This window comes from Caballeronia catudaia, assembly GCF_001544755.2.
GTDB classification, from domain to species: domain Bacteria; phylum Pseudomonadota; class Gammaproteobacteria; order Burkholderiales; family Burkholderiaceae; genus Caballeronia; species Caballeronia catudaia.
In genome coordinates, this window is sequence record NZ_FCOF02000037.1 from 26,502 (window position 1) to 53,303 (window position 26,802).

23 protein-coding genes are annotated in these 26,802 nt (G+C 67.6%); 8 read left to right on the forward strand and 15 right to left on the reverse strand.

The window, feature by feature from the left end:
• Positions 1-20 precede the first annotated feature (20 nt).
• The 14 genes from AWB75_RS27870 to AWB75_RS27935 form a co-directional block, all read right to left on the reverse strand.
• On the reverse strand, positions 21-1,346 hold the full coding sequence (locus AWB75_RS27870) for a DotU family type VI secretion system protein (RefSeq protein ID WP_061127247.1): 1,326 nt from the start codon (positions 1,344-1,346) through the stop codon (positions 21-23).
• A gap of 11 nt (positions 1,347-1,357) precedes the next feature.
• The gene (gene tssK, locus AWB75_RS27875) at positions 1,358-2,695 is read right to left on the reverse strand and encodes a type VI secretion system baseplate subunit TssK (protein WP_061127248.1); all 1,338 of its coding nucleotides are present in this window, start codon (positions 2,693-2,695) and stop codon (positions 1,358-1,360) included.
• A 10-nt stretch (positions 2,696-2,705) separates the two neighbouring features.
• Positions 2,706-4,145 (reverse strand): type VI secretion system-associated FHA domain protein TagH, encoded by a 1,440-nt coding sequence (gene tagH / locus AWB75_RS27880; protein WP_159462813.1) that lies wholly within the window; start codon positions 4,143-4,145, stop codon positions 2,706-2,708.
• 20 nt (positions 4,146-4,165) lie between these two features.
• Positions 4,166-6,172: a type VI secretion system Vgr family protein gene (locus AWB75_RS27885; protein WP_061127275.1), complete on the reverse strand. Its 2,007-nt coding sequence runs from the start codon at positions 6,170-6,172 to the stop codon at positions 4,166-4,168.
• Between the two features lie 14 nt (positions 6,173-6,186).
• Positions 6,187-6,576 (reverse strand): DUF4280 domain-containing protein, encoded by a 390-nt coding sequence (locus AWB75_RS27890; protein ID WP_061127250.1) that lies wholly within the window; start codon positions 6,574-6,576, stop codon positions 6,187-6,189.
• 10 nt (positions 6,577-6,586) lie between these two features.
• A complete protein-coding gene (gene tssH / locus AWB75_RS27895) occupies positions 6,587-9,178 on the reverse strand; it encodes a type VI secretion system ATPase TssH (RefSeq protein ID WP_061127251.1) in 2,592 nt (863 codons plus the stop codon).
• The gene (gene tssG, locus AWB75_RS27900; protein WP_061127276.1) at positions 9,171-10,217 is read right to left on the reverse strand and encodes a type VI secretion system baseplate subunit TssG; all 1,047 of its coding nucleotides are present in this window, start codon (positions 10,215-10,217) and stop codon (positions 9,171-9,173) included. The genes tssH and tssG overlap by 8 nt, the downstream gene beginning before the upstream one ends.
• A complete protein-coding gene (gene tssF / locus AWB75_RS27905; protein WP_061127252.1) occupies positions 10,202-12,094 on the reverse strand; it encodes a type VI secretion system baseplate subunit TssF in 1,893 nt (630 codons plus the stop codon). The genes tssG and tssF overlap by 16 nt, the downstream gene beginning before the upstream one ends.
• On the reverse strand, positions 12,091-12,636 hold the full coding sequence (gene tssE / locus AWB75_RS27910) for a type VI secretion system baseplate subunit TssE (protein ID WP_061127253.1): 546 nt from the start codon (positions 12,634-12,636) through the stop codon (positions 12,091-12,093). Before tssE ends, tssF begins: the two co-directional genes overlap by 4 nt.
• Positions 12,637-12,695: 59 nt before the next feature.
• Positions 12,696-14,156: a type VI secretion system contractile sheath large subunit gene (gene tssC / locus AWB75_RS27915; RefSeq protein WP_061127277.1), complete on the reverse strand. Its 1,461-nt coding sequence runs from the start codon at positions 14,154-14,156 to the stop codon at positions 12,696-12,698.
• A 46-nt stretch (positions 14,157-14,202) separates the two neighbouring features.
• A complete protein-coding gene (gene tssB / locus AWB75_RS27920) occupies positions 14,203-14,730 on the reverse strand; it encodes a type VI secretion system contractile sheath small subunit (RefSeq protein ID WP_061127254.1) in 528 nt (175 codons plus the stop codon).
• A gap of 32 nt (positions 14,731-14,762) precedes the next feature.
• The gene (gene tssA, locus AWB75_RS27925; RefSeq protein WP_087086932.1) at positions 14,763-15,797 is read right to left on the reverse strand and encodes a type VI secretion system protein TssA; all 1,035 of its coding nucleotides are present in this window, start codon (positions 15,795-15,797) and stop codon (positions 14,763-14,765) included.
• 39 nt (positions 15,798-15,836) lie between these two features.
• Positions 15,837-16,394, reverse strand: a complete 558-nt coding sequence (locus tag AWB75_RS27930) for an Hcp family type VI secretion system effector (RefSeq protein ID WP_327219964.1) — start codon at positions 16,392-16,394, stop codon at positions 15,837-15,839.
• Between the two features lie 164 nt (positions 16,395-16,558).
• The gene (locus tag AWB75_RS27935; protein ID WP_061127256.1) at positions 16,559-16,795 is read right to left on the reverse strand and encodes a hypothetical protein; all 237 of its coding nucleotides are present in this window, start codon (positions 16,793-16,795) and stop codon (positions 16,559-16,561) included.
• Between the two features lie 168 nt (positions 16,796-16,963).
• Here AWB75_RS27935 and AWB75_RS27940 point away from each other — a divergent pair, with 168 nt between their 5' ends.
• Positions 16,964-17,497: an RNA polymerase sigma factor gene (locus AWB75_RS27940; RefSeq protein ID WP_061127257.1), complete on the forward strand. Its 534-nt coding sequence runs from the start codon at positions 16,964-16,966 to the stop codon at positions 17,495-17,497.
• Complete coding sequence (locus AWB75_RS27945) at positions 17,494-18,330, forward strand: anti-sigma factor family protein (RefSeq protein WP_235012273.1); 837 nt, start codon at positions 17,494-17,496, stop codon at positions 18,328-18,330. Before AWB75_RS27940 ends, AWB75_RS27945 begins: the two co-directional genes overlap by 4 nt.
• A gap of 72 nt (positions 18,331-18,402) precedes the next feature.
• Here the strand turns inward: AWB75_RS27945 and AWB75_RS27950 are convergent, their stop codons facing one another.
• Positions 18,403-18,591 (reverse strand): hypothetical protein, encoded by a 189-nt coding sequence (locus AWB75_RS27950; protein WP_061127258.1) that lies wholly within the window; start codon positions 18,589-18,591, stop codon positions 18,403-18,405.
• A gap of 298 nt (positions 18,592-18,889) precedes the next feature.
• Between AWB75_RS27950 and AWB75_RS27955 the strand changes: the two genes are divergently transcribed.
• From AWB75_RS27955 to AWB75_RS27980, 6 genes are read left to right on the forward strand one after another with little or no spacing between them, the layout of a single operon-like run.
• Positions 18,890-20,134, forward strand: coding sequence for an acyl-CoA dehydrogenase family protein (locus AWB75_RS27955; RefSeq protein WP_061127259.1), 1,245 nt, complete (start codon positions 18,890-18,892; stop codon positions 20,132-20,134).
• Between the two features lie 31 nt (positions 20,135-20,165).
• A complete protein-coding gene (locus tag AWB75_RS27960) occupies positions 20,166-21,551 on the forward strand; it encodes an LLM class flavin-dependent oxidoreductase (RefSeq protein ID WP_061127260.1) in 1,386 nt (461 codons plus the stop codon).
• Complete coding sequence (locus AWB75_RS27965) at positions 21,548-23,248, forward strand: ABC transporter ATP-binding protein (RefSeq protein WP_061127261.1); 1,701 nt, start codon at positions 21,548-21,550, stop codon at positions 23,246-23,248. The genes AWB75_RS27960 and AWB75_RS27965 overlap by 4 nt, the downstream gene beginning before the upstream one ends.
• A complete protein-coding gene (locus AWB75_RS27970) occupies positions 23,190-24,905 on the forward strand; it encodes an ABC transporter substrate-binding protein (RefSeq protein WP_061127262.1) in 1,716 nt (571 codons plus the stop codon). The genes AWB75_RS27965 and AWB75_RS27970 overlap by 59 nt, the downstream gene beginning before the upstream one ends.
• Positions 24,906-24,910: 5 nt before the next feature.
• Entirely contained in the window at positions 24,911-25,903 is a 993-nt protein-coding gene (locus AWB75_RS27975) for an ABC transporter permease (RefSeq protein ID WP_061127279.1), read from the forward strand.
• Positions 25,900-26,778, forward strand: a complete 879-nt coding sequence (locus tag AWB75_RS27980) for an ABC transporter permease (protein ID WP_061127263.1) — start codon at positions 25,900-25,902, stop codon at positions 26,776-26,778. The genes AWB75_RS27975 and AWB75_RS27980 overlap by 4 nt, the downstream gene beginning before the upstream one ends.
• The last annotated feature ends 24 nt before the right edge of the window (positions 26,779-26,802 follow it).

Genomic DNA, 26,802 nt, shown 5'->3' on the forward strand with positions numbered 1-26,802 from the left:
TCTCCGTTCTGTTTACCAAGTCAGGACGACGCGCCCGGCGCGAGCAGCGTGATCTCCACGCGGCGGTTTTTCGCGCGGCCGGCGGGCGTGTCGTTCGGCGCGAGCGGCTCCGCGTCGCCGCGCCCTTCGGCGGAAAAGCGCGCGGGCGCGCCGGTAGCCGACGCGAGCATCGCGCGCACGCTTTCGGCACGCGCCTGCGACAGATGCCAGTTCGACGGGAAGCGCGCCGACACGAGCCGCTGGTCGTCGGTGTGGCCCGTGACGACGACCTTGCCGGGCACGCTCTTCAGCGCCTCCGCGATGCGCCCGAGCAACGCGTCGTAGGCCGGATCGAGCGTCGCGCTGCCGGAGGCGAACAGGTTGTCGCCGGTGATCGTGACGATCGAGCGGTCCGCCATCTCGCGCACCGAGACCAGACCCTGCCGGATCTCGGGAGCGAGGAACGTCGCGAGCGTCGCGGCGGCGGCGGGCATCGCGGCAGGCGCGATCACGCTCGCCTGCGCGGCGGGCCGCTCGCTCACGCGGATGCGGTTGAGCGCCTCGAACACCGGATCGGACGTGCGGTTCAGGCTCAGCGCGAGCGCGATGTGCGCCGTCACCAGCACGACGCCCGCGAGCGCGGCGCAGACCCACGTCGGCGTGCGCTGCCCGAGCGGTTTGCGCGCGCGCTCGGCGGGCCGCCAGTGCACCGACAGCTCGGTTTCGAACGCGCCGCGCTGATTGCGGATGATGCGCTCGAGCCGCTCGCGCACGGAGTCGAGCTGGCTGCGCCCGCCATCGATCAGGCGATAGCGTCCTTCGAAGCCGAGCGACAGGATCACGTACAGCAGCTCCAGCACGTCGACATTGCGCGCCGGGTCTTGCGCGAGCCGCTGCAGGATCAGGAAGAAACGCTCGCCGCCCGACGCTTCGTTATGAAAGGTCACGAGCAGGCTGCGGCTCGCCCAGACGCCGCTGCCCCACGGCGTGCCCGAGATCGCCTCGTCGATGCAGGTGCACAGGCAATAACGCGCCGCGGCGAGTTTTTCCGTGTCGATGCCGCTCGCGCGCGCATCGTGCTCGAAGGCGCGCACCATCCGCGCGAGTTCGGCGCGCAGCCCTTCGATATCGGCGATCGCCGCGCGCTGGCGCAAAGGCAACGCGAGTTCGAGCAGCGGATTGGCCGCGCGCACCAGCGGATTCAGGCCCGCCGCAACCGCTGCGGCTGGCAGGACCGGAAGGACCGGCGCGCGCGATGCGTGCGCTTCGTCCGCGCGCAAAGGGCCCGTCGCGCGCCCGCCCGGCTGCGGAATCAGGATGGTGTCGTCCGGGTCGAAGCCGGCTTGCGGAAAGGTCGGTGCGTTCACGATGAAATCCTTTAAGGACGAATCGCCCAGAACTCGAACTCGATGCCTGGAAACTCGCCCGCGACGTGCAGCGCGACCCCCGCCGACGTCGCGAACTGCCGCCACAACTCGCCGCCGCGTTCCAGCTCGAAATAGGTGAAGCCGGCATGGAAGGGCAACTGGCGCGGCGCGACCGGCAGCGCGCGCAACGCGATGCCCGGCAACTGGAGATTGACCAGATCGCGGATGCGCTCGACCGGCCCGAGCTTGGCCTGCTGCGGAAAGCCGTTGAGCAGCGCGGCCGGCGCGAGATCGGCTTTCACCGCGAGCACGAAGCTCGCCGAGGCGAACAGCTCGCGGTCCGGCACGATCGCCACGCGCAGGCCGTATTTGCGCTCCTCCAGCGCGATCGGCACCGCATGCGGGTCCATCACCGAGCTGAGCGCCGTGCGCAGCGCGTCGATGAGCGGCGCGAAGGTTTCGTCGAGCCGCTCGTGGCGATAGGCCGGGAACGCGGCGGGACGCTTGCCGGCCTGGCTGAAGGTCGCGAGCTCGCCCGCCAGTTGCAACGCGTGCTGATGCAGATCGTGTGGATGCAAACCCGTGGTCGACGCAATCCCCGCAAACAGCGGCTCCGCCCGGTTGAGCACCTGCAACAGCAGGAAATCGGCGATCTCGGCCGCGCCGGTCGCGGCGGGGCGGGCCAGGCGCGCGGCGAGCGCATCGGCGCGCTGATGCATGAGGCCCGCGAGTTCGTCGACGAATCCGGTGAGCCGGCGCGACACGCGATAGTCGAGGCAAGGCGGCGCGTAGGCGGCATCGAGCACGATGCTGTTGTCCGCACGGCGCTCGACGATGCGCGCAATCCCCAGCGATGTGTGCGCGTGGACCACGTCCCGCTCGAACGCGAGCCGCAACTGAAGCTTGCCGATCTGCACGAGCGCCGCGCCGGGCGCGCCGTCGTTGCTGTCGAGCACTTCGGTTTCCGCGATGCGGTGACGCGCGAAGCCAACGCCCGCCTGCACCGTATGCGCGGCTTCCGGCACGCCATGACGCGCGACGGGCAGCGCGAGCACCACGGTCAGATCGCGCGCGTCCTCGGGAATGGCGAGCGGCAGCGGCAGATCGTCGTCGGCGGGCAGGCGGAACGGGCTGCCATCGGGGAGCACGCCCGCGCACGCGGTCAGCGCGATGCGGCCGAGCTTCAGTTGCGCGACGTCGATGGTCAGTTCGGAAAAGCCGAACGCATAGGGCCGCAGCGCGGCGCAGCGGGCGTCTATCTGCGCGCGCAGGTAGCGGTCGTGCTGTTGCAGATGCTGCGGCTGGAGCAGCATGCCTTCCGACCAGATCACCTTGTTGTTCCAGGACATCGTCGCCTCGCTATCGGATTGAAGGAGCCAGCGGCATCGCATCGGCGCTGCCGTTCGCCTGCCGCTCGTATGCGTCGTTGAAGGCGCTGCCGCACAGCGCCTGAAGGTCGTCGGCGCTCGCGCGCGTGAGCTCGGCGTGCAGCGCGACGAGACGGTTCCACTGGCGCGCCTTGCGGCAGGCGGGCAGCCAGTCGAGCCAGCCGCGCCGCGTGTCGAGGCGCGCGATCGCCTGCGGATCGAAGCGGCCGAGCAGATGCTGCATGGCCGCGCGCGTGCCCGCGAGCACCGCGAGCTCGTGGCGGCGGATATCGTCGAATGCGCCTTCGAGCGCGGCCTGCGCGGGCAGATAACCGGCGCTCGCGCCACGCAGCATCTGCGCGAGCGCGCCGTCGCCATCGGGGAAGAACTTGAGCGGGTTGTTGTCGCGCTGGACGAGCATCGTCGTGTCGAGGCTGATCCCGCGCTTGAGCACCGAGCGCGACAGCAGCACGTCCACCACGCCGCGCACCGCCGTGCGCAGCATGGCGCCCGCGAGACGCGCGATCTCGGTATTGCGCGTGCCGAGCGCGCCGGCATCGACGCCCATGCCGTCGAGCAGCGCCGCGAACGACGATTCGGCGATGGCGTCGTTGGCGGCGACGACGCCCGGCGCGTTCGCGGCGAGGCGGGACAGTGCCCGCGACGCCTCGCCCGAAAGCGCACCCGATGGCGCGGCTGCCGGCATCGCGGCGCGCTGCGCGGGCTGGGGCATCGGCACGGGGGTGGCGCTTTCGGCAGGCGCGAGGGCGACATCGTCCAGCGGATCGTAGTCGTGCGGAATGCCGCCCGCCGGCGCATGAGCCATCGAGCGGACCGGCGGCACGTAGGCGAACTGCTCGGGCGATACGTGATCGCTCCCGGAGCCGGCGAACACCGCGTGGCCGTCGAGCCGCGCCGGTGCTTCATACGCGTCGCCGAGCGGATCGAAGCGCGGCCCCGGCAGCGGAGCATCCGCGAGCACCGCCGCGCGAGCGAGCGCATCGTGCGCGCTGGCCTCTGCCACGGCGCAATCGCCTGGGCTCGCGACGTCCAGTGGGTCGAAACCGCGGCGATCGTGCACGCCGAGCGGCGCGTCGAAGACTGCGGCGCTCGCGCGCGCCATCGTCCGCACGTCGAGCCGATAGCCGCCGATTTCGAGCTGGTCGCCATCGGCCAGGCACGCGGGCTGACCGCTCGCGAGCGGCCGTCCGTTGTGCCGGCTCGGATTGCTGCCGAGGTCGGCGAGCCGCCAGCCGTCCTCGGTCCAGTCGATGCGCGCATGCACGCGCGACACGGTCTTCGCCGCATCCGGCAGCATCATCGTGTTGCCGGCGCCGCGCCCGATGGTCCCGCCCGCCGCGCCGAAACGGCAGGCGAGCGGCGCATCGGGCGCGCTGCCCTGATACGTGTCGACCCTGAGCGTCAGATACATGATGTCTCCTCCGTGCGCGTTCATTTCGAGCCGTCGTCGGCCTGGCGGGGCGCGGCGGGCGCATCGGGCGACGCGCTCGCCGCGCCCGCGCCGCCGCCTCCGCCGCCGCAGTTGATCTCCACGACCACGCCGTCGATCGTCACCGGTCCGGCCGCGCTGATCGCGATGCCGGACGGCCCCAGCACGATGGTGTTGCCGCCCGCCTTGAGCGTGAGCGTCGCGCCAGCCTCGATGGTGACGTTCGCCCCGCCCTTCACATCGACGTTAACACCCGCCCCCACCAAAATATTCGCCTCGCTTTTGTGTTGCGTATCGCCGCCGACATCGAGCGAGTATTGGCCGCCGATCCGCACGCGCTGGCTGCCCTGCACGGCGTCGCTGCGATTGCCGCCGCAGCGCGCGACGTCGTCCTGCTCGACGATTACATGGCGCTCGTTGCCGATGCGCGTCAGCGCGTCGTGCTTCACCCAGGTTTCCAGATCGCGTTCGGCGTGAAAGAACAATTGCTCGGCGCCCTTGGTGTCGTCGAAGCGCATTTCGTTGAAACCGTTGCCGCCTTTGGTCGAATTGCTCTTGAGCGTGGTGCGCGCCATCTTCGCGGGGAGTTCGCAGGGCGTGGTCTGCGCGGCGTTGTACACGCTGCCGATCACGAGCGGTTGATCCGGGTCGCCCTCGATGAAATGCACCAGCACTTCCTGTCCGATGCGCGGCAGAAAGAACGCGCCGTAGCCCTTGCCGGCCCACGGCTGCGCGACGCGCACCCAGCACCGCTGCAGCGACTCGCGCGACTCCGCGGGCCCGAGCTGTTCCCAATGGAACTGCACCTTGATGCGGCCGTATTTGTCGGTATGGATCTCTTCGCCCTTCGGCCCGACGACGACCGCCGTCTGCGGCCCCGCGACGCGCGCGCGCGGCGTGCTGCGCGCCGCGCGAAAACCGGCGTCGCGCGGCAGCGCCTTGAACGCGCAATCGAAGACGGGCGGCCGGGCGCGCGCATCGAGCGTCGAGAGATAGTCATCCGAATTGACTTCGTACTCGGCCGACACGATCAGATGTTCGCGGTTCTGCGACGCGAGCGGATGCCCGGTCAGGCGCACGAGACCGCCGGGCCAGATGGCGCGCGCGGTGGTGCGTGCGCTCACGAACACGTTGGACGCCTGATGCGCCTCGACATGCGCGCGCGCCAGACGCTCGGCATCCGCGTGTTGCGTGTAACCCGGCGCGTGCTCCTGCATCGCGTAGACGGCCGGGTCGAAAGGCGCGCTGCGCAGCGCACGCGCGACCAGACCAAGCTGCGCCGACTGCAACGGCTTTTCGAAGTCGTAATCGTTGATCTCGACGACGCCTGTCGCCACTTCGCCGCCCGCGGACCATGCGTAGATCCACTCGTGCTCGTGCGGCGTGGCCGGTTGCGGACGAAACGGCAGCTCGGCGCAATGCGGCGTCGCGCCGTGCACCTGCGACGAATCGGTGAGGATCAGCCGATGTTTTCCGCCCCGATGCTCGATGAAGTAGTAAATGCCTTCGCGCTCGGCGAGCCGGCTCACGAAATCGAAATCCGTCTCGCGATACTGCGCGCAGTGTTCGAGACTCGGATAGCTCGCCGAACATGTGTTCTCGAAGTCGATGTGATAGTCGGCCAGCACCTCGCCGATGATCGCGGGCACGGTCATCCGGTGAAAGAAGCGGCAATGCGACGCGCGCGTGAGCAGCCACAGGCGCGGGCGCACCGTCGCGCGATACATCGCCGGGAGATTGGGCTGCGTGCTCGCGGGCCGCGCCAGCTCGAACGCCGTGACGATGCCGTTGTACTCGCGCGCGCCGCCGCCCGGTATCTCCAGCGACAGCGAGAAGTCGCTGCCGAGCATCTTCGCGATGTCGAGATTCGAGCGGTCCGCGAGCAGTTCGAGATCCCATTGCGCGAGCCGCCCGAGCGCTTCGTGTCCGCGCATGCGATACAGCACGAGCGCGTTCTTGCCGAGCGCGCAGGTCACTTGCGCGATGCGATTGGTATCGGTGAGCGTCATGGCGGGCCTCGTCATCAGGGAATCTGCGTCTGGCGCGTCGCCGGATCGACGACCGTCACCACGCCGCCCCAGTTGCACAGGCAGGTGGACACGTTGTCGAGCGACGGCTGCCTGCCGAGCAGCACCGTGACCGCGCCGGGCGCCCACGGCGTCATCGTCGCGGGCACGCAGGGCATCGGCGTCGGCGTGCCGAGCGCGGCGGCGGTGGCCGCGGCGACCTCCGGATTCGCCTGCGACGTGCACATGCCGAACGGCATGATGTTCACGAGCGGCTCGTGATCCATGATGTTCGCGGCGAGCGGCCCTTCGCAGCGCACGCGGTTCACCGGCAGCACGACGAGCGTCGACGGCGTCATGCCGAACGAGCATTGCAACGTCGCGCCCATGCTGACTTGTTGCGGCATGGCTCACTCCTCAATCGAAGGCATAGGTGAAGTCGCCGTCGCACACGCCGACTTCGACTTTCCCGACACGGCGGCCATCGACGAGACGGCCGAGGAATTCCGCGCTCACGCGCGGCAGCAAGGTGTTGGTGAGGATCGCGTCGATCATGCGGCCGCCGCTCGCGAACTCCGTGCAGCGCCGCGCGATCTGGCCGACCACGGCATCGTCGAAGGCGAAGCTCACGCGATGCTGCTCCGCGATGCGCCGCCCGATGCGCGCGAGTTGCAGGCGGATCACCGCATCGAGCATCGCGCCGTCGAGCGGGTAGTACGGGATCACCGCGACGCGCCCGAGCAGCGCGGGCGGAAAGGCGTCGAGCAGTGGCGTGCGCAGCGCACGCGCGATCTCGTCGGGCGAAGGCATTTGGCGCCCGCCGCACAGATGCGTAATCAGCTCGGTGCCGACATTGGTCGTGAGCAGGATCAGCGTGTTGGAAAAGTCGATCTCGCGGCCTTCGCCGTCTTCCATGCGGCCCTTGTCGAAGACCTGAAAGAAGAGCTTGTGCACGTCCGGATGCGCCTTCTCGAATTCGTCGAGCAGCACGACGCTGTACGGACGCCGCCGCACCGCCTCGGTGAGCACGCCGCCTTCGCCGTAGCCGACGTATCCCGGCGGCGCGCCCTTCAACAGCGACACCGTGTGCGCCTCCTGATACTCGCTCATGTTCACGGTGATGACGTTGTCCTCGCCGCCATACAGCGCCTCGGCGAGCGCGAGCGCGGTTTCGGTCTTGCCGACGCCCGACGTGCCCGCCAGCATGAACACGCCGACCGGCTTGCAGGGATCGTCGAGGCCCGCGCGCGCGGTCTGCACGCGGCGCGCGATCATCTCCATCGCGTGATGCTGCCCGACGATGCGGCGGTTCAGCGTCGCCGCAAGGTCGAGCACGCTCGCGGCTTCGTCGCGGACCATGCGGCCGACGGGAATGCCGGTCCAGTCCTGCACCACCGATGCGACCGCATGCGCATCCACGCCCGGCAGGATGAGCGGCGCTTCGCCCTGACGTTGCGCGAGTTCATCGGTGAGCGCTTTCAGATCGGACAGCGCCACGGCTTCGCCGCCCTCCTCGATGGCCCGCCGCGCCGCGAGAATGCGTGCGACGAGCGCGCGCTCCGCGTCCCAGCGCGTGGTCAGCTCGGCGAGGCGCGCGCGCTCGGCGTCGAGCCGGGCGGCGACATCGGCGGCGCGTTCCTGCGTGTCGATGCCGAGCGCGGCCTCGCGCGCCACGATTTCGCTTTCGGTCTGCCACGTCTCGATGCGCCGCTTCGCATCGTCGATGGCCGGCGGCAGCGCCTGCTGGCTCACCGCGACGCGCGCACAGGCGGTGTCGAGCAGGCTCACGGCCTTGTCGGGCAACTGGCGCGCCGGAATGAAGCGATGCGAGAGCTTCACGGCGGCTTCCAGCGCCTCGTCGAGCACTTGCACGCCGTGATGCCGCTCCATCTTGCGCACGAGGCCGCGCATCATCGCGATGGCGCTTTCCTCGGACGGCTCCGGCACCTTGACGACCTGAAAGCGCCGCGTGAGCGCCGGGTCTTTCTCGATGTGCTTCTTGTATTCGATCCACGTCGTCGCGGCGATGGTGCGCAGCGTGCCGCGAGCGAGCGCGGGCTTGAGCAGGTTGGCGGCGTCTCCGGTGCCGGCGGCACCGCCCGCGCCGACGAGCGTATGCGCCTCGTCGATGAAAAGAATCACCGGATTTTGCGACGCCTGCACCGCTTCGATCACCTGCTTGAGCCGGTTTTCGAACTCGCCTTTCACGCTCGCGCCCGCCTGAAGCAAGCCGACATCGAGCGTGCGCACGACCGCGTCGCGCAATGCGGGCGGCACCTCGCCCGCGACGACGCGCTGTGCGAAGCCTTCCACCACCGCCGTCTTGCCGACGCCCGCCTCGCCCGTGAGGATCGGATTGTTCTGCCGGCGCCGCATCAGAATGTCGATGACCTGGCGAATCTCCATGTCACGTCCGACGATGGCGTCGAGCTTGCCCTCGCGCGCCTCGGCGGTGAGATCGACCGTGTAGCGGGCGAGCGCGTCATTCTCCGCGGGCGGCGCGGCGGATTCGGCGGCGCGCTGGGCACGCGCTTCCGGCGAGCCGTCGAGCAGCGCGTCGAAGCGCGCGGACAGCGCATCGAAGCTGATTTTCTCGAACTGGCGCGAGAGCGCGTAGAGCGCATTGCGCAGGTTCGGCGTGCGCAACATGCCGATCACGAGATGCCCCGTACGCACTTTCGCGGCGTTGAACATCAGCGAGCCGAAGACCCAGCCGCGCTCGACGGCTTCGTCGACTTGCGCGGAGATATCGGACACCGCGCTCGCGCCGCGCGGCAGGCGATCGAGCGCGGCGGTCAGATCGCGTTCGAGCGCGGTCTCGTCCAGCTCGAAATGACGCACGAGGCGGCGCAGGTCCGAATCCGCCGCGAGCAGGATCTGATGCACCCAGTGCGCCAGCTCGACATACGGATTGCCGCGCAGCTTGCAGAACGCCGCGCCGTTTTCGATCGCGCGATAGGCAAGCGGATCGAGCTTGCCGAACAACGCCATGCGGCTGATTTCAGTCATGAGAAGTCTCCTTGCTTGTGGCTTGCGTGTGGCTCGCTCCCGCCCGCCCGGCGATCACGACCCGATGGTTGTCATGGACCGGCGCACCGCTCGTGAGCCAGGTGTTCCAGCCGAGCCGTGCGCCGCCGATCGCCTTGCCTTGCAGTCGCAGCGGCGGCACTTCCTCGCGCTTCAGATGCAGCGCGACGTCCCAGTCGAGCGGATCGCGCACGTAGTTGCGGACCCAGTCGGAGAGTTTCGCGAGGCTCGTCCCGTCGGGCAGGAAGCGCACGAAATCCGCAAGGCGCAGCGGCCCGATCACGATGCGGAACTTGTGCTGGCAGTCCCACACCCGTGTGCCGACGACCGTCGATACACCGAGCCGCGCACCACCGAGACGCGTGCAGGCGTCGTCCGGCAGCGCGATCCAGTGGCCGCGCCACGGCTCGATCGACACGTTCACGCCGAAGAAGCGCGCGAGGATCAGCCGCAGTCCATCGGCATGGCGCGTCGGCGCGGCGAGCAGGCCCGCGAAGTGGCGCTTGGCGGAATCGGGCACGGCATCGCGACCGGCGAGCGCGGGCGCGCCCAGACCGAAGAGGCTGCCGACGTAATCCGCGAAACGATCGTCGTGCGGACGGTCGGCGCTCACGACCGGCTGGGCATCGGCCCATGCGCGATAGAAGAGCGACAGCATGCGGTGATGGAACACGTCGAGAAAGCGCGCGAGCGTCGGATCGTTCGCGTTGCGGGCGCGCTCACGCACATAGGCGGTCAGATGCGTCGGCAGCGGGCCGTTCGGTCCGAGCAAACCGAGAAAATTCACCGCGAGCCGGCCGGGCTGTCCGCTCTCGCCCGGAACGTAGTCGCCGAGCGTCGTCGGATGGAAGATCAGCTCCGGGTCTTGCGAGAGGCGCACGGCGTCGTCGCGCGCGGCCAGCGACCGGCCGAGGCGCGGACGATCCGCATGCGCCTGCTCGATCAGCCGCAGCGCCTGGAAGAAGTCGAAGCGGCGGGCATCGCGCGCGAGCACGCCGTCGATGGTCAGAGCGTCGCGCATCGTCCGGTCCTCGCGGGCCACTGCATGAGCGGACCCCGCGCGAGCGACGCGACATGGGTCTCGGTGAACGAATTGATCGACACGTACTGCGCGAAGAACTGCGCGAGCACCGCGCCGAGCAGGAACGCGCTCGCGCCCTCGAACGCGGCGTCGTCGAAGCGCAGCGTGATCGCGAGGCCGCGCCCGTAGACGATCGGCCCCGGCGAGGGCAGGCGCCGCACGACCGGCGCGCACGACACCGAACTCAAGCCCTCGACTTGCCGGTGCGCGGCGGCGTCGTCGGCCGGGCAATACAGCGCGAGCAGCTCGCGCAGCGCGCGGGCGCCTTCCTGGGCGTTGGTATCGACGAGCGACGCGTAGTTGAGCGAAAGATGATCGAGCAGCCGCCATGCCGCCGGCCCTTCGGCGAACGAAGGCAGCGGCCGGCTCGGGCCGGCGACGCAGCGCACGGCGGTGACGGGCGCTTCGGCATCGAGCGTGAAATCGGTCGAGCCCGCGCCGATGGGCATCGACAGCGGCAGATCGCGGTTCGTGCACCACGCGCCGATGCCGAGCTGCCGCACTTCGCCGCCCTCGCGCGCGTTCGCATCGACCAGCGCGATGAAGGCTTCGCTGCCGAGATAGCTGCTGCGCGCGCCGTTCTGCTGCTGCCGCACCGACGCGCGCCGCGCCTCGCGGCGCAGCTGATAAAACGCGCCGCCCTCGCCCGGCATGTCGAGATCCTTCGCGCAGTGGAACGGGCGATACTGCTTCTCGGCGGCCGCGCCCGCGCCATAGCCGGTGACTTCGTCGATCTGATGGATTTCGTAGTCCATCGGCCGCGTGCGATCCACCACGACGTGATACTCGAATTCCGTGTCCGACAGCGCGACGCGGTCGGTGCGGCGGCGAAACAGGTTGATGGCGGGCGTGCAGTCGAGCGCGAAGTTCGATGCATCGACGCCGCGTTCCAGCGACGCATCCGCCTGATCGAGCAGGATCACGATCTCCGCTTCCTGGCCGCGGCAATGACGCAGCGCGCCGCGCAAGCCGTGCAACTCGACGAACATGAAACGCGGCGCGAAGGCGAAATACTCCTGCAGCAGCCGGTAGCCATCGAACGATTGCTGGCCGACCGGCAGAAGCGCCTCGTCTTCGGCGAAACCGAGCGGCCGCAGCGCGGTCTTCGGCAGCACCGCGAGCGTGGTTGCCGCGCTTGCGCCGTCGCCCGGCTGCATGACCGCGACGCCGACGCAACGCGCGAGCAGACGCTCGTGCAGGCGCGCGGGCAGGCCGTCGGGGCCGCGCAGGTACAGCGGGAGACGATCGAGCGAAAGGCGGTCGAAGCCGAGCGAGCCGGTGGCGCGAAGGCGCAGGCGCAAGCCCGCCTTGACGTTCGCGGGAAACACCGGCGACGACGCGTCGAGCGAGCCCGCGAGCGTAAAGAACTTCGCTTGCGCGATCCCGACCGGCCACAGCGTCAGCGCATGTGCGGTGCGGTATTCGCAGCGCGTCGATGCGGACTTGTCGAGCATGCCGCGCAGCGCCGTATGACGCGGCACGACGATGCCGTCGGCGCTGGCGGCGAGTTGCGGGTTCGCGTGATCGGCGTGAAGCTGAACGACCGCCATCGACGGCGTCGGCGCCAGATAGTGCGGATACGCCAGCTCCAGCAGATGCTGCGTGAAGCGCGGAAACTCGGCATCGAGCTTCATCTGCACGCGCGCGGCGAGGAAGCCGAAGCCTTCCAGCAAGCGCTCGACATACGGGTCCGCACATTCGACGCCGTCCAGCGCGAGCCGCGCGGCGATCTTCGGAAACGCGGCGGCGAACTCACCGCCCATCTCCCGCACGTGCTGGAGCTCCTGGCTGTAGTACCTGAGGAACGCGGGGTTCATGCCAGTTGCTCCCCGGCCGATGCTCCGGCGCGCGTCGTCGATGCGTCGGCGACGCGCACCTCGCCCGCTTCGAGATCCAGCTCCGTGCGCAGAAAAAGCCGCTCGGGATACGGCTGGGACCACATGTCCGCCTCGATCTCGAAGCGGATCACATGGCCGGTCTTCGCGCCGCCCTTGCCGTCGCCGACCGCCGTCACGCGCACCGATTCGCGCGCGAGCCGCGGCTCGAAAGCCCACAGCGCGTCGCGGATCAGGCGCTCGAGCGTGCCCGCCGTGAGCGCGGCGACATCGCGCCCCGCGAGGTCCGGCAGACCGTAGTTCAGCACCGACGCCGCGACATGCGGCAGGTTCGCCGCGTCTCCATCCTCCCCGAGACCGCTCGCGTTCAGCAGCCAGCCGATGTCGCGCTGCACGCTGTCACGCAATGCGCGCGACGAGATCACGCGACGCTCGCGGGATTCATGACGCGCGTGCGGCTCGAAATCAGTCAGGCGGTCCAGCAGCGATGGCTGCAGGCGGTCCCGGGCGGACGGTTCGGACATGAGCGGCTCCTTTCAGGCGTGATCGACGGACAGGACGGACGGGACGGACGGGAGGATGCTCATGCGGCCTTCGCCGTCGGCAGCTTCGACACGAGCCGCAGGGACACTGTCAGACCTTCGAGCTGGTAATGCGGGCGCAGGAAGAACTTCGACGTGTAGTAGCCCGGATTGCCCGCGACTTCTTCCACGATCACTTGCGCGTCGGCGAGCGGCTTGCGCGCCTTGGTGTCGTCGGAAGAGTGGGCGGGATCGCCGTCGACGTACTGGAGAATCCAGTTCTGCAGCCAGCGCTCCATGTCGTCGCGCTCCCTGAACGAGCCGAGCTTGTCGCGCACGATGCACTTCAGGTAGTGCGCGAAGCGGCAGCACGCGAACAGATACGGCAGCCGCGCCGCGAGGTTCGCGTTGGCGGTGGCGTCGGGATCTTCGTATTCGGCCGGCTTGTGCAGCGATTGCGCGCCGATGAATGCCGCGAAGTCCGAGTTCTTCTTGTGCACGAGCGGCATGAAGCCGTTCCTGGCGAGTTCGGCCTCGCGCCGGTCGCTGATGGCGATCTCGGTCGGGCATTTCATGTCGATGCCGCCGTCGTCGGTGGGGAACGCGTGCACCGGTAACCCCTCGACCGCGCCGCCCGATTCGACGCCGCGAATACGCGAGCACCAGCCGGACATCTTGAACGAGCGCGTGATGTTCGCCGCCATCGCATACGATGCGTTCGCCCACGCGTACTTGCTGCTGTTCGCGCCGGCGGTGTCTTCCTCGAAATCGAACGCCTCGACCGGATCGGTCTTCGCGCCGTAGGGCGCACGCGCGAGAAAGCGCGGCATCGCGAGGCCGATATAGCGTGAATCTTCAGAATCGCGCAGCGAGCGCCACGCGGCATGCTCGGGCGTCTGGAAGATCTTGGTCAGATCGCGCGGATTCGCAAGCTCCTGCCAGGATTCCATCAGGAGCGCGGCCGGGTCCGCGCCCGCGATGAACGGCGCGTGCGCCGCCGCCGCGATCTTCGCGATCTGCGTGAGGAGATCGACATCGGGGCCGCTGTGATCGAAGTAATAATCCGCGACCAGCGCGCCGTACGGCTCGCCGCCGAACTGGCCGTACTCTTCCTCGTAGAGCTTCTTGAAGAGCGGGCTCTGGTCCCACGCGACGCCGCGATACTTCTTCAGCGTCCTGTGCAGCTCCGTCTTCGAGATGTTGAGCACGCGGATTTTCAGCGACTCGTCGGTCTCCGTGTTGTTCACGAGATAGTGCAGGCCGCGCCATGCGCTCTCGACCTTCTGGAACGGCTCGCTGTGCAGGATCTGGTTGATCTGCCCGGTGAGCGTCTGATCGATCTGCGCGATCAGCGCCTCGATGGTCGCGAGGACATCGCCGGAAATCACGCCGGTGTCGCGCAATGCCTGCTCGGCGAGCGTGCGTACCGCGTTCTCCACCGCGTCGCGGGCGCGCTCGGACTTCGGCTTGAATTCCTTTTGCAGCAGCGCGGAGAAACCGTCGAGTTCGGGCGCCGCTTCCATCACGGCCGCATGCGTGTGTTGCTGGAGGCTGAGATCGTTCATCGTGTCATGCTCCGGTGGTGGGTTGGGCTTCGTCGCCGTTCGGGCGAGGCTGCGCGGCGAGCGCCTTCATCAGCGCGGGCTCTTCAAGCAGGCGGGCGATCAGCGTTTCGGCGCCGGTCTTGCCGTCCATGTAGGTCAGGAGGTTCGCCAGTTGCGTGCGCGCTTCCAGCAGTTGCCGCAACGGCTCGACCTTGCGGGCGATCGCGGCGGGCGTGAAGTCGTCCATGCTTTCGAAGGTCAGATCGACCGCGACGTTGCCGTCGCCCGTCAGCGTGTTCGGCACCTGCACGGCGACGCGCGGCTTCATCGACTTGAGACGTTCGTCGAAGTTGTCGACGTCGATCTCGAGAAACTTGCGCTCGGCGGCGGGCGCGAGCGGCTCGGCGGGCTGCCCCGACAAGTCCGCGAGCACGCCCATCACGAAGGGCAGGTTGACCTTCTTCTCCGAGCCGTAGACTTCGACGTCGTACTCGATCTGCACGCGCGGCGCACGATTGCGCGCGATGAATTTCTGACTGCTTTCCTTGGCCATGATTTGCTTTCCTTACTGTTTCCCGAGCCGGGTCAGACGACTCCGCCCAGATGCCTGAATTGATGCGCGCCGTCCGGCGCGACGTCCTCGATGATTTCGATGAAACTCTTGCCGACCAGCCTGCGCGCGCGTTGCAGCAACACCGGCAACGGGCTCGATGGCTCACATTCGGCGTAGTACGCGCAGATCGCGTCGAGCGCGTCGCTCACGTCACGCGCGCTCCCGATGCGCCGGGGCGTGGCGGGTCCCGCCGCGGCAGCGGCATGCGCCGCCGTACCGGAACCCGCGCCCTCTTCACTGCTGCCGGTCTCCATCGCGCTTCCCCTTCCCCCCGTGTGCGCCGCCACGAACTCCCCGATGCGTTGGAGCGGCCGCGCGAGCGGCCCGAAATCGAGCGCGCGCGACGGTCCCACGCGCCCCGTCAATGCACTCTCGATGCTCGCGAGCGAGGCCCGCGCCGACGAAAGCGCCTCGCACATCGCCCTTCCTTCGTCGATGCCGGCTTGCGCGAACGCCGCATCGATGGCCGCGAGCGTCGGCATCTCGTCGCCTTCGTGAAGCGGTGCTTCACCTGCGAGCACTTCGAGATCGCGCAGCGTGAAACCGCGCTGGCCACGCGGCGCGACGAAGGGCACGTCGCGCAGCTCGCCCGCCAGCCCCGCGCCGTCGACGAGCGCCGACAGCGCGTTGACCCGCGCGGTCGGATCGTCGCCGTCGCTGGCATCGAGTTGCGGATGCACGCCGTTCCAGTGCTGATCGAGCAGACCTTCGATCAGCGCGAGGCCGCACGCGAGGCCGGCGAAGCCCTCCCGCACCATGCCCGAGCGCGTGTAATGCACGGCCACCCGCAGATCGCGCGTCCGTTCGAGCAGGGTGATCGAGAGCGACCGGGCGAGCGTCCAGTCGGGCGGCGTCGCGGCGATCACGGTGCCGCCATACTGGGCGTCGGGCTTGCCGGCGATCGCCGCTTCCAGCGCCCGGAACTCGGGGCTGTACTCTTCGTCCTCACCGCACGGCGCATCGGGCGCGAGGGCGGTAAGCCAGGCTGCGATGTCTGCGAAGTTCATGGCGGTATCCGCGATGAGCATTGAACGGAAGATGGCCTATCAGGGCCTCGGCGACGACGAGCGCGAACTGGAACTCGAACTCGAGCTGGGGCTCGCGCCCGGGCCGGAATCGCAATTCGCCGTGTTCTTCGGGATGTTCCATTTGCCGGTCACCACGCCGCCTTTCTTCGCGCCGTTGTTGTCCTGCGGCTGATACTCCACGCAGAACTGCGCGAAGTTAAGCGTGACGTTCTCGGCGATCTGATCTCCGCCGCCGGAGCCGACCGAGTGGCGGCTGATGAGCACTTCCTTGAGCGTGATCTTCAGATACTCGACCGGGTCGTTGCCGCCCGCCTTGCGCAACGTGAGCACGGCTTCGGGCATGTGCACGCCCTGACAGCACGACTGCACGATGGTGGGCGAACTCTTGTCGACGTACTTGCTGATGGACAGGTCCTGCACCGATGCGGTCCCGGTGCCGCCGCCCGTGCCGCTGTGCGTCGTGCCCGTCTGCGAGCATCCCCACGACCAGCTCAGCACCTCGATCTCATCGGTGTGACCCACCGCCTGAGATTCACCCTTGATATCGCCCAGCTTGAGAAACATATCCACGGCCATGTCAGTCTCCGAAAAATGCGCGCCTTGCGGCACAGGTCGATGCGCGTCGCGTTGAATCGCGAAGCGCGGTTTGCGAGCTTTCTGTTGATTACCCGCGTTACTTTGGATTACGAATCATTGACGATGCTTCGATGCGTATTTCGTCGACACGCATCAGCCCGGATTCATGCGCCGATCGCCTGCCGGATCGCCGCTTCGACGGCCGTCATGTCTCCGCGTTCGCAGAGCGCGGCCCAGTTCATGAGCGTGTCGCGATTCACCGTCGGCGTTTCGCAAAGCTGCGCAAATCGTTCGAGTGTGGCGGCCGAACCGACTATGCTATGAAAACGTTCGCGTCCGATGCACGCGTCCAGCATGACCGCCATGCCTGCCTGCCGGGCGCGGTCGAGGAGGGTCTCCATGATCTGTCTCCTATTCGGTGGTTCGAGAGCGCTTCGATGCGCGATCCGTGACCCGAAAACAGCCGCCCTCGCCGGCTTATTCCGCAAAAAAACGCGAAAAATTCGTGGAATAGATTCCCGCCTGGAGTGTTGTCAATCATGAGCGCGCCCATTTCAGGAGCTGCCCCGATGAACGACGACGACCTGCCGACCGTCCTGCCGACGCTGTTGCCGCGGCTCTGGCGCTTCGCGCTGCGGCTGACGCAGAACCCGCACGACGCCGAGGATCTCGTGCAGCGGGCCTGCGTGCGGGCGCTGGAGCGGCGCAGTCAGCTTCAGCCGGGCACGTCGGCGCTCAGTTGGCTTTTTTCGATCGTGCATTCGACGTGGATGAACGAATTGCGCGCCCGTTCGATTCGCAACCGCGGAAGCATGGACTGGCAGGACGAGGAAATCGAACAGTTCGCGGACCCGTCGGCGCGCAATCCGGAGCTGGATTTGCTGCATCGCCAGGTGATCGACGCCGTCGAGGCGTTGCCCGAAGCGCAGCGCGTGGTGATGGTGCTGGTGGCGATCGAAGGCCTGAGCTACCGCGAGGCGGCCGAGGTGCTCGACGTGCCCATCGGCACGATCATGAGCCGGCTGTCGCGCGCGCGGCTGACGATCGGTCAGAAATTCAGCGTGCAGGCGCCAGCGTCGGCTAGAAAAGGAGAATCCTTATGATGAATGTCGATGATTCGCTGCTGATGGCCTATGTGGACGGCGAGCTGTCGCCGGAGCAGCGCGGAGAAGTCGAAGCAGCGATCGCGCACTCGGACGAACTGGCGGCGCGGGCCGCGGCGTTGCAGGCGTCGGTACTGCCGTATCGTGCCGCGTATGACAGGCAGACGGTGCCGCCCGTGCCGGAAAGCCTGACGCGCCGCATCGAAGAGCTCGTCAGCGTCAGCGCGCCGCAGGAGCGTAGCGCGCCACGCGGCGGCAGCCGGCGCTTCTCGATGCAATGGGCGGCTGCGGCCTTCGTCGCCGGCGCGATCTGCTCGGGCGTGCTCACGGGTTATTTCAGCGGCGTGAATCCGTTGAAGCCGGGTGTCGATCCGTGGGTGCAGAGCGTGGCGGACTATCAGGTGCTCTACGGACGCGACACGGTCGCCAATCTCCGGGAAGACAAAGCCACCACCGAACAGGTGATGGCCGATATCCATCAGCGCGACGGCATGCCCGTCGATGTTCCCGATCTGCGTCAGGCGGGCCTCAAGTTCAAGCGCGTGCAGCGCCTGAATTATCACGATCGTCCGCTCGTGCAGATGGTGTATCTGCCGGAGCGCGGCGATCCGGTGGCGCTGTGCGTGATCGAGGAAAACGAGGGCGATGCGCCGGTGCGATCGAGTCGGGTCGGGGAGATGAATACGGTCACGTGGCGCGCGAATCGGCTCGCCTATGTGCTGCTCGCGAAAACGCCTTCGATCGACTTGCAGGCTATCGGGAACAGCATCGCCGGTGGGAAGACGGCGCCGCTCTATAGCAGCGGCAGTGCGGAGGTGCCGCGCGACAGCTAGGCGGATGCGTGCGCCGCGCGGCGTGCTTTCGGACGCGGCGCACTCATCACGCGCTCACGCTGTCCTTGGGGATTACGGCGTCGGCGGATGCAGCCGTCCGTCGTCGCCGAGCACCAGGCCTTGCCACGTCGCGGGCTTGCCGGAGAGTTCCCACGCCTGAATCTGTTGCGGTGTTCTGCCGATGCCGCCGTGCACGCTCGCGAGCGTCTCGGGTTCGAGTTCTTTCGTCATTGGCAGATCCTTGATGCTCAGCGTATTCATCGTAGCGCTCCTTCGGTGGCGTGACCCGCCGGTTGGCGGGCACAACCTTCAAAAGGCATGGAGCGTGCCAGTCATGGGAAGCCCGTCGCGACGGCACAGCGCGTGCAACGGTGACGGATAGCGACCAACAATCGCTTTCGGCATGTCGGTGTGGAACCGTCAATCGGTCAAGTCCTCGCATTGGGCCGGGCGTAGACGCAAGCGACGAATTTTCGCCTTAGCTTCTGAGAATTCATCGTTTAGCGTTGGCGCATTCGTTGCAGATAATCGACGCTTTCACGAATGACGCCCACGCACCATGCCTTTCGATCGCAATGCACCCCTGCCTTCCGACGCAGCCGTCGGCCCTGCCTGGGGCTCCGGCCCCACGGAAAACTACGCCGCGCTCGCCGCAGGCTTTCGGCCCGTGTTCGCGCGCATCCGCGCACAAAGCGTGGCGCGCGAACTCGAACGCCGCCTTCCCGCCGATGAAATCGGCTGGCTGCGTGACGCCGGCTTCACGTCACTGCGCGTGCCGCGCGAGCATGGCGGCAAAGGCATTCGGATCGTCGAATTGTTCGAACTGCTGATCGAATTGTCGGAAGCCGATTCGAATATCACGCAGGCGCTGCGCGCGCATTTCGGCTTCACCGAGCACGCGCTGGACAGCCCCGCCGAACGGCGCGAACGATGGCTCGCGCGGCTCGCCAAAGGCGACATCGTCGGCGCGGCGTGGTCCGAAACCGGCGAAGCGCCGCGAAGCCAGTTCGCGACGCGTCTCACGCGCAACGCGAGCGGCTGGCATCTGAACGGCGCGAAGTTCTATACGACCGGGTCGCTGTTCGCCGACTGGATCCACGTCGGCGCAACGGATGCGAACGACGAAGCCGTTTCCGTCACGGTCGATCGTCATACGGACGGCGTGGAAGTCATCGACGACTGGGACGGCATGGGCCAGCGGCTCACCGCGAGCGGCACAAGCCGCTTCAACGACGTGAAGGTCGATGAACGCGAGATCGTCGCGGGCCGCGCCCCATTTCCCTACTCCGAAGCGTTCTATCAGCTCGTGCATCTGGCCACGCTCGCGGGCATCGGCCGCGCCGTGGCGAACGATGCCGCCGCCGCCATCGCCGCGCGCAAGCGCAGCTATAGCCACGCGGTGAGCACGCGCGCCGCCGAAGACCCGCAACTGTTGCAGGTGGTCGGCCGCGCCCGCGCGCACGCATGGACGGCAGGCGCGATCGTCGCGCAGGCGGCGCGCGCGCTCGAACGCGCCGTGACGTCGTTCGACAAGCCCGACGCGCTTGCGGTCATCGCGGAAACCGAAATCGAGATCTGGCAGGCGCAGACGGTCGCCTCGCAGCTCATTCTCGATGCGAGCGCGAACGTGTTCGACGCGCTCGGCGCTTCCGCGACGCTGCGCGCCTCCGGACTCGACCGCTACTGGCGCAACGCGCGCACCATCGCCTCGCATAACCCGCGCATCTACAAGGACCGCATCGTCGGCGACTTCGCCGTGAACGGCACGCTGCCGCCGGGGCAATGGCGCATCGGCGTGGCCTGACTATTCCATCGTTCGCCCCACGCCCCTTCCCATGAGCAAGAAGCAAATCATTCTGAACGCGTTCAACATGAACTGCGTCGGCCATATCAATCATGGCCTCTGGACCCATCCTCGCGATCGTTCGACGGACTATCGAAAGCTCTCGTACTGGACCGATCTCGCGAAGCTGCTGGAACGTGGTTTGTTCGACGGGCTATTCATCGCGGATATCGTCGGCGTGTACGACATCTATGGGAAATCGGTCGATGTCACGCTGAAGGAATCGGTGCAGTTGCCCGTCAACGATCCCATGATGCTCGTCTCCGCGATGGCCGCCGCCACGCAAAATCTGGGCTTCGGCATCACGGTGAATCTGACGTACGAGGCGCCCTATCTGCTCGCGCGGCGCTTCTCGACGCTCGATCATCTGACCGAAGGGCGCATCGGCTGGAACATCGTGACGGGCTATCTCGACAGCGCCGCGCGCGCGATGGGCGGCGCCGAGATGATCGCGCACGACGAGCGCTACGACCGCGCCGACGAATATCTCGACGTGCTCTACAAGCTATGGGAAGGAAGCTGGCAGGACGGCGCGGTGCTGCGCGACCGCGAAGGACGCGTATTCGCCGATCCGTCGAAAATCCGCAAGCTGCAGCATCACGGGCGCTATTACGACGTCGAAGGCTATCACCTATGCGAGCCCTCGCCGCAACGCACGCCGGTGCTGTTCCAGGCGGGATCGTCGGGGCGCGGCCAGGCGTTCGCGGTACGTCACGCCGAATGCGTGTTCGTGTCGAGCCAGAGCAGGGAAGGCACGCGCAAGCTCGTCGATACGCTGCGCGCGCAAGCCGTGGAAGCCGGGCGCGCTCCGGACGACCTGAAGATCATCATGGGCATCACCGTCGTGGTCGGCCGCACGCAGCGCGAAGCCGAAGAGAAGTTCGCCGAATATGCGCGCTATGCCAGCCCCGAGGCGGGACTGGCGCACTTCGCGGCGGGCAGCGGCATCGACTACTCGACCTACGCGCCCGACGATGAACTCGCGCCGCCCGGCGGCCACAAGGGGCGCGGCATCGAATCATCGGTGCAGCGCGTGACCGACGGCAAGCGCGGCGTCACCGTGCGCCATCTGCTCGATCAGATGCAACTGGGCGGACGCTACACGACGATCGTCGGCGATCCGGTTCAGGTGGCCGACGTGCTGCAATCCTGGGTCGACGAAGCGGGCATCGACGGCTTCAATCTCACGCGCACGGTGACGCCGGAAAGCTACGAGGATTTCATAGACCTGGTCATTCCCGAATTGCAGTCGCGCGGCATCTACAAGACGGCGTATGCAGAGGGCACGCTGCGCCAGAAGCTCTTCGGCGGCGGCGCGCGGCTCGGGGCGCGTCACACGGGCGCCGCATTCCGCGATCTTTCCGGGCAGGCGACATGAGCGCCGCGACGCCCCTGCTCCGGATCGACCGGTTGAGCGTGTCCTTCGGCGGACATGCTGCGGTTCGTCCCTTCGATCTGACGATCGCGCGCGGCGAGATCGTCGCGCTCGTCGGCGAATCGGGAAGCGGGAAATCGACCATCGCACTCGCGACGATGGGCCTGCTGCCCGGCCGTGCGCGCGTGCAAGGCGCGATCCGCTTCGAAGAAAAATCGCTTTTCGGGCAAAGCGAGCGTGAATGGAGCGCGCTGCGCGGCAACCGCATCAGCATGATCTTTCAGGAGCCGATGACCTCGCTGAACCCGCTTCAGCCCATCGGCAGACAGGTCGCCGAAGCGTTGACGCTGCATCGGCCGAAGTCGGCGCACAGCGCGCGCAAGGAAGCGCTCGAACTGCTCGAACTCGTGCGCCTGCCCGAGCCGCAACGGCGCTTTTCGCACTATCCGCATCAACTGTCGGGCGGGCAGCGGCAACGCGTGATGATCGCCATCGCGGTCGCGTGCCGGCCCGGCCTCCTGATCGCCGACGAACCGACCACCGCGCTCGACGTCACCATCCAGGCGCAGATTCTCGAACTGATCGACCGGCTGCGGCGCGAACTGTCGATGGCCGTGCTGCTCATCACGCACGATCTCGGCGTGGTCGGGCGCTGGGCGGATCGCGTCGTCGTGATGAAGGACGGCGCGAAAGTCGAGGAAGCCCCGAGCAGGCGACTCTTCGCGAAGCCTTCGCAGCCATACACGCGCGCGCTGCTCGGCGCGTCGCTGCACTTCGGCGCGGGGCTGCATTATCGCGATGCGCGCCTCACGCACGCCCCGCGCGTCGCGCCACGGCCCGCCGCCGGCACGCCCGCGCGCGTGCTGCTGGAAGCCCGCGACGTGCGCGTCGATTACCATGGCGTGCGCGCCGTGGACGGCGTCAGCTTCGAGATTCGCGCAGGCGAGACCGTGGGACTCGTCGGCGAATCGGGATGCGGCAAGTCATCGCTTTCGCGCGCGCTCACGCGGCTCGTCGAGCCGGCGGACGGCCGCATCGTGTTCGATGGCGAAGACGTCACGCATCGCGGACGGCGCGCATTGCGGCCGTATCGCCGGCGTGTGCAGATGATCTTTCAGGACCCGTACGGCTCGCTCAATCCGCGTCATACCGTCGAACGCACGCTCGGTCATGCGCTGGCCATCCACGGCGTGTCGAACCGGCGCGAGCGGCACGACAGGATTTGCCGCATCGTCGACGCGGTCGGCCTGCCGGCGTCCGCGCTGCGCCGCTATCCGCACGAGTTCTCCGGCGGGCAGCGGCAACGCATCGGCATTGCGCGCGCGCTCGTGCTGAGGCCGGAGCTCGTCATCTGCGACGAGCCCGTGTCCGCGCTCGATGTCTCCATTCAGGCGCAGATTCTCGATCTGCTCGCCGATCTCAAGCACGAGCTCAACCTCGCGCTGCTTTTCGTCTCGCACGATCTTTCGGTGGTCCGCTATATCGCCGATCGGGTGCTGGTCATGCAGGCGGGACGCATCGTCGAAAGCGGGGATCACGCCGCCATCTGGACTTCGCCGCAACACACCTACACGCGCGCGCTGATCGACGCGGTGCCGTCGTCGCACGCGCCGTTCTCATCCGACACAAGGAAAACTGATCGTGACTTTGAAGAGCAAGCCGCAGCCGAACTCAACCTCGCCGCTTCTGTTCCGCGATGATCCGCTGGGCGCCGCGGTGGCCGATCTGAAACGGCGCAGACTGCTCAAGGGCGCGGGCGCGCTGCTCGCGGGCGCGGCGACGCCGTTCGTGTTCACGGGCAACGCCTGGGCCGCGACCGAAACGACGCCGATCACGCTCAACGGCGCGAAGCGCGGCGGCGCGCTCACGGCGGTCATTCATCCGGAACCGCCGACGCTCGCGTTCTTCGTCAACTCCGCGACGATGATCGGCGCGGTGGCGAGCAAGGTCTTCGATGGTCTCGTCGAGTACGGCCCCGACCTGAAACCGCGTCCGCAACTCGCGGAAAGCTGGAACGTCTCGCAGGACGGCCTCGCATGGACCTTCAGGCTGCGGCGCAACGCGCTCTGGCACGACGGCCAGCCCTTCACTTCAGCCGACGTGAAATTCTCCGCCGAGGAAGTGTGGCTGAAGATCAGCCCGGCGTCGCGGCGCGTGCTGCAATACCTGACGAAGATCGACACGCCGGACGCGCATACGGTCGTGCTGCATCTGTCGAAATCGACGCCCGCGACGTTCGGCATCCTCGATTCGCTCGGCACGCCGATCCTGCCGAAGCGTCTCTACGAGAACACGGACATCCGCAACAATCCGTACAACAACAAGCCGGTCGGCACGGGTCCGTTCAAGTTCACCGAATGGGCGCGCGGCGACCGCATCGTGCTCGACCGTTTCGAGAAATACTGGGCGCCCGGCCAGCCCTATCTCGACCGCATCACGTGGAAGATCACACCGGACGTCTCGGGCCGCGCAACCGCGCTCGAAACCGGCGCGGCGCAATACGGCGAGCGCAACCCCGTGACCTTCGCCGATGCGGACCGGCTCGCGAAGCTGCCCAATCTCGTCGTCTCGCGCGAAGGCTATAACGGCTATGCGGCGTGGCTGTGGCTCGAACCGAATCTGCGCGATCCGATCCTCGGCAAGCTCGAAGTGCGTCAGGCCATCGCGCATGCGATCAACCGTGACGTGCTGGTCAAGACCGTCTGGGGCGGCTACGCGGTGCCCGCGACGGGGCCGGAGTCGTCGCTGGTGAAGGCGTTCTATACGCAGGATACGCAGCAATATCCCTACGATCCGAAGCGCGCCGAGGCACTGCTCGACAAGGCCGGCTTCCCGAAGAAGGCGGACGGCTGGCGCTTCAGGCTCGATCACGATTTCATCCCGTATGGCGACGACTACCGGCGCACCGGCGAGTTCGTGCGTCAGGCGCTGCGCCGCGTCGGCATCGACGTGAATCTGCGCGGGCAGGATCTGCCGACCTGGATCAAGAACGTCTTCACCGATTACAACTTTCAGCTCATCAGCAGCTGGGGCACGGACGGTCTCGATCCGCAGATCGGCATCGAGCAGCATTACTGGTCGAAGGCGGCGTCCAACGGCACGCCGTGGTTCAACGCTTCCGGCTACGCAAGCCCCGAAATGGACCGCGTGATCGAGGCGGCGCAGACCGAAACCGATCCGGCCAGGCGGCGTGAGCTCTACGTCCAGTTGCAGAAGATCGCGCAGCGCGACCTCTCGCTCATCAATCTGTTCGAGTTCCGCTGGTTCGGCGTATGGGCGAAGAACCTGCGCAATGTCACCGACACCGCCAGCCACTCGCGCGCGAACTTCGCGCGGGTCTGGTTCGAAGAGGCGTGATCGCCATGCGGCTCACATCGGCGCTCGCGGCACGCAGGATCGGGCGCAGGCTGCTTCAGCTCGTGCTCGTGCTGCTCGGCACCACGGTGCTCAATTTCGTGCTGCTCAAACTGATGCCCGGCGATCTCGTCGATGTCATCGCGAGCGAGAGCGGCAACGTGTCGCCGCAATACGTCGCGCAATTGCGCGCGGCATATGGGCTGGATCAGGGCGTCGCGTGGCAGTTGCTGCACTATGTCGGGCATGCGATCCGGCTCGATCTCGGCTTCTCGTTTCGCTTCGGCGAGCCGGTCGCTACGCTGATCTTCGCGCGCCTGCCAGCCACGCTCGCGCTGATCGGCACGGCGCTCGCCGTTTCCGTGAGCCTCGGGCTGCTGCTCGGCGTGCTCGCGGCCCGCCGCCCGCACGGCCTCGTGGATACGCTCGTGTCCACGCTCGCGACCATCGGCTATTCCGCGCCGATGTTCTGGACCGCGCTGATGCTGATCGTGGTCTTCGGCGTGCATCTGGAATGGCTGCCGATCGGCGGCGTCGCCGACACCAACGTCGCGCATCGCGGCGTCGCGCTTCTCGTCGATCATCTGCGCCATCTCGTGCTGCCCGCCGCGACGCTCGTGCTGTATTACGTCGCCATCTTTGCGCGGCTCGCGCGGGCCTCGATGATCGAGACGCTGCAGGAGGACTTCATCCGCACCGCGCGCGCGAAAGGCGGCCGGCCATGGTACCTGACGACGCATCACGCGCTGCGCCACGCGGTGCTGCCGGTGCTCACGATGCTCGGCCTGCAGGGCAGCGCGCTGATCGGCGGCTCGGTGATCGTCGAGACGGTGTTCGGCTGGCCGGGGCTCGGGCAACTGTCGTTCGAGGCCATCAAGAGCCGCGACGTCAATCTGCTGGTCGGCGTGCTGCTACTTTCGGCCTTTCTGGTGGTCCTGCTCAATCTGATCGTCGATCTGCTCTACGGACTCGTCGATCCACGCACGAGATCGAACCGATGAAACCGCTTCATTTCCTGCGCCAGCCTTCCGCGCTCGTCGGGGCGATCCTGCTCGCGCTGGCGCTCGCCGCAGCGCTCTCGGCCAACTGGCTCTTTCCCGGCGATCCGCTCGACATGGTCGCCGCGCCCTATCAATGGCCCGGCGCCGATCACGCGTATCCGCTCGGCACCGACCTGATGGGCCGCGACCTGCTCGCCGGGCTGTTCCACGGCGCGCGCGTCTCGCTGTACGTGGGCGCGACGGTCGCGGTCATCGCGCTCGTGCTGGGCGTGCTGATCGGCGGTGTCGCGGGCTACTTCGGCGGCGTGACCGATCAGGCGCTGATGGCGCTCACCGAGTTCTTCCAGACCGTGCCGCCGTTTCTGCTCGCCATCATCCTCGTCGCGATTCTCACGCCGTCGCTCGCGACGATCGTGTTCGCGCTCGGCGTGACCGCGTGGCCGAGCATCGCGCGGCTGACGCGCGGCGAGTTCATCGTGCTGCGCGAGCGCGAGTTCGTCCGCGCGAGCGTGGCGCTCGGCGCGAGCGATGCGCATCTGATCTTCATCGAGATCCTGCCCAACGCGCTGACGCCGATCCTCGTTTCGACGGCACTGCTCGTCGCCAATGCAATCCTCTCCGAAGCGGCGCTGTCGTTTCTCGGGCTCGGCGATCCGAACGTGGTGAGCTGGGGTTCCATGGTCGGCACCGGGCGCGAGGCGCTGCGCACCGCGTGGTACATGATCGCGGTGCCCGGCTCGGCGATCGCGCTGACGGTGCTGGCGCTCAATCTGCTGAGCGATGCCCTGCATGCGGCGTTCAATCCGCGTCTGTCGGGAAACCGCCGCGCCGATGCGGCGTCGCGGCGGGAAGCGCCCGAAGGGCTGCGGCCTTGAGCGCAGTGCCTCAGCCGCACGTTT

What these genes read in the sequence shown, in the direction of transcription:
- tssK (WP_061127248.1), bottom strand. Translation starts at nt 2,695, where the DNA reads ATGTCCTGGAACAACAAGGTGATCTGGTCGGAAGGCATGCTGCTCCAG.
- tagH (WP_159462813.1), bottom strand. Translation starts at nt 4,145, where the DNA reads ATGTATCTGACGCTCAGGGTCGACACGTATCAGGGCAGCGCGCCCGAT.
- AWB75_RS27885 (WP_061127275.1), bottom strand. Translation starts at nt 6,172, where the DNA reads ATGACGCTCACCGATACCAATCGCATCGCGCAAGTGACCTGCGCGCTC.
- AWB75_RS27890 (WP_061127250.1), bottom strand. Translation starts at nt 6,576, where the DNA reads ATGCCGCAACAAGTCAGCATGGGCGCGACGTTGCAATGCTCGTTCGGC.
- tssH (WP_061127251.1), bottom strand. Translation starts at nt 9,178, where the DNA reads ATGACTGAAATCAGCCGCATGGCGTTGTTCGGCAAGCTCGATCCGCTT.
- tssG (WP_061127276.1), bottom strand. Translation starts at nt 10,217, where the DNA reads ATGCGCGACGCTCTGACCATCGACGGCGTGCTCGCGCGCGATGCCCGC.
- tssF (WP_061127252.1), bottom strand. Translation starts at nt 12,094, where the DNA reads ATGAACCCCGCGTTCCTCAGGTACTACAGCCAGGAGCTCCAGCACGTG.
- tssE (WP_061127253.1), bottom strand. Translation starts at nt 12,636, where the DNA reads ATGTCCGAACCGTCCGCCCGGGACCGCCTGCAGCCATCGCTGCTGGAC.
- tssC (WP_061127277.1), bottom strand. Translation starts at nt 14,156, where the DNA reads ATGGAAGCGGCGCCCGAACTCGACGGTTTCTCCGCGCTGCTGCAAAAG.
- tssB (WP_061127254.1), bottom strand. Translation starts at nt 14,730, where the DNA reads ATGGCCAAGGAAAGCAGTCAGAAATTCATCGCGCGCAATCGTGCGCCG.
- tssA (WP_087086932.1), bottom strand. Translation starts at nt 15,797, where the DNA reads ATGAACTTCGCAGACATCGCAGCCTGGCTTACCGCCCTCGCGCCCGAT.
- AWB75_RS27930 (WP_327219964.1), bottom strand. Translation starts at nt 16,394, where the DNA reads ATGGCCGTGGATATGTTTCTCAAGCTGGGCGATATCAAGGGTGAATCT.
- AWB75_RS27935 (WP_061127256.1), bottom strand. Translation starts at nt 16,795, where the DNA reads ATGGAGACCCTCCTCGACCGCGCCCGGCAGGCAGGCATGGCGGTCATG.
- AWB75_RS27940 (WP_061127257.1), top strand. Translation starts at nt 16,964, where the DNA reads ATGAACGACGACGACCTGCCGACCGTCCTGCCGACGCTGTTGCCGCGG.
- AWB75_RS27945 (WP_235012273.1), top strand. Translation starts at nt 17,494, where the DNA reads ATGATGAATGTCGATGATTCGCTGCTGATGGCCTATGTGGACGGCGAG.
- AWB75_RS27950 (WP_061127258.1), bottom strand. Translation starts at nt 18,591, where the DNA reads ATGAATACGCTGAGCATCAAGGATCTGCCAATGACGAAAGAACTCGAA.
- AWB75_RS27955 (WP_061127259.1), top strand. Translation starts at nt 18,890, where the DNA reads ATGCCTTTCGATCGCAATGCACCCCTGCCTTCCGACGCAGCCGTCGGC.
- AWB75_RS27960 (WP_061127260.1), top strand. Translation starts at nt 20,166, where the DNA reads ATGAGCAAGAAGCAAATCATTCTGAACGCGTTCAACATGAACTGCGTC.
- AWB75_RS27965 (WP_061127261.1), top strand. Translation starts at nt 21,548, where the DNA reads ATGAGCGCCGCGACGCCCCTGCTCCGGATCGACCGGTTGAGCGTGTCC.
- AWB75_RS27975 (WP_061127279.1), top strand. Translation starts at nt 24,911, where the DNA reads ATGCGGCTCACATCGGCGCTCGCGGCACGCAGGATCGGGCGCAGGCTG.
- AWB75_RS27980 (WP_061127263.1), top strand. Translation starts at nt 25,900, where the DNA reads ATGAAACCGCTTCATTTCCTGCGCCAGCCTTCCGCGCTCGTCGGGGCG.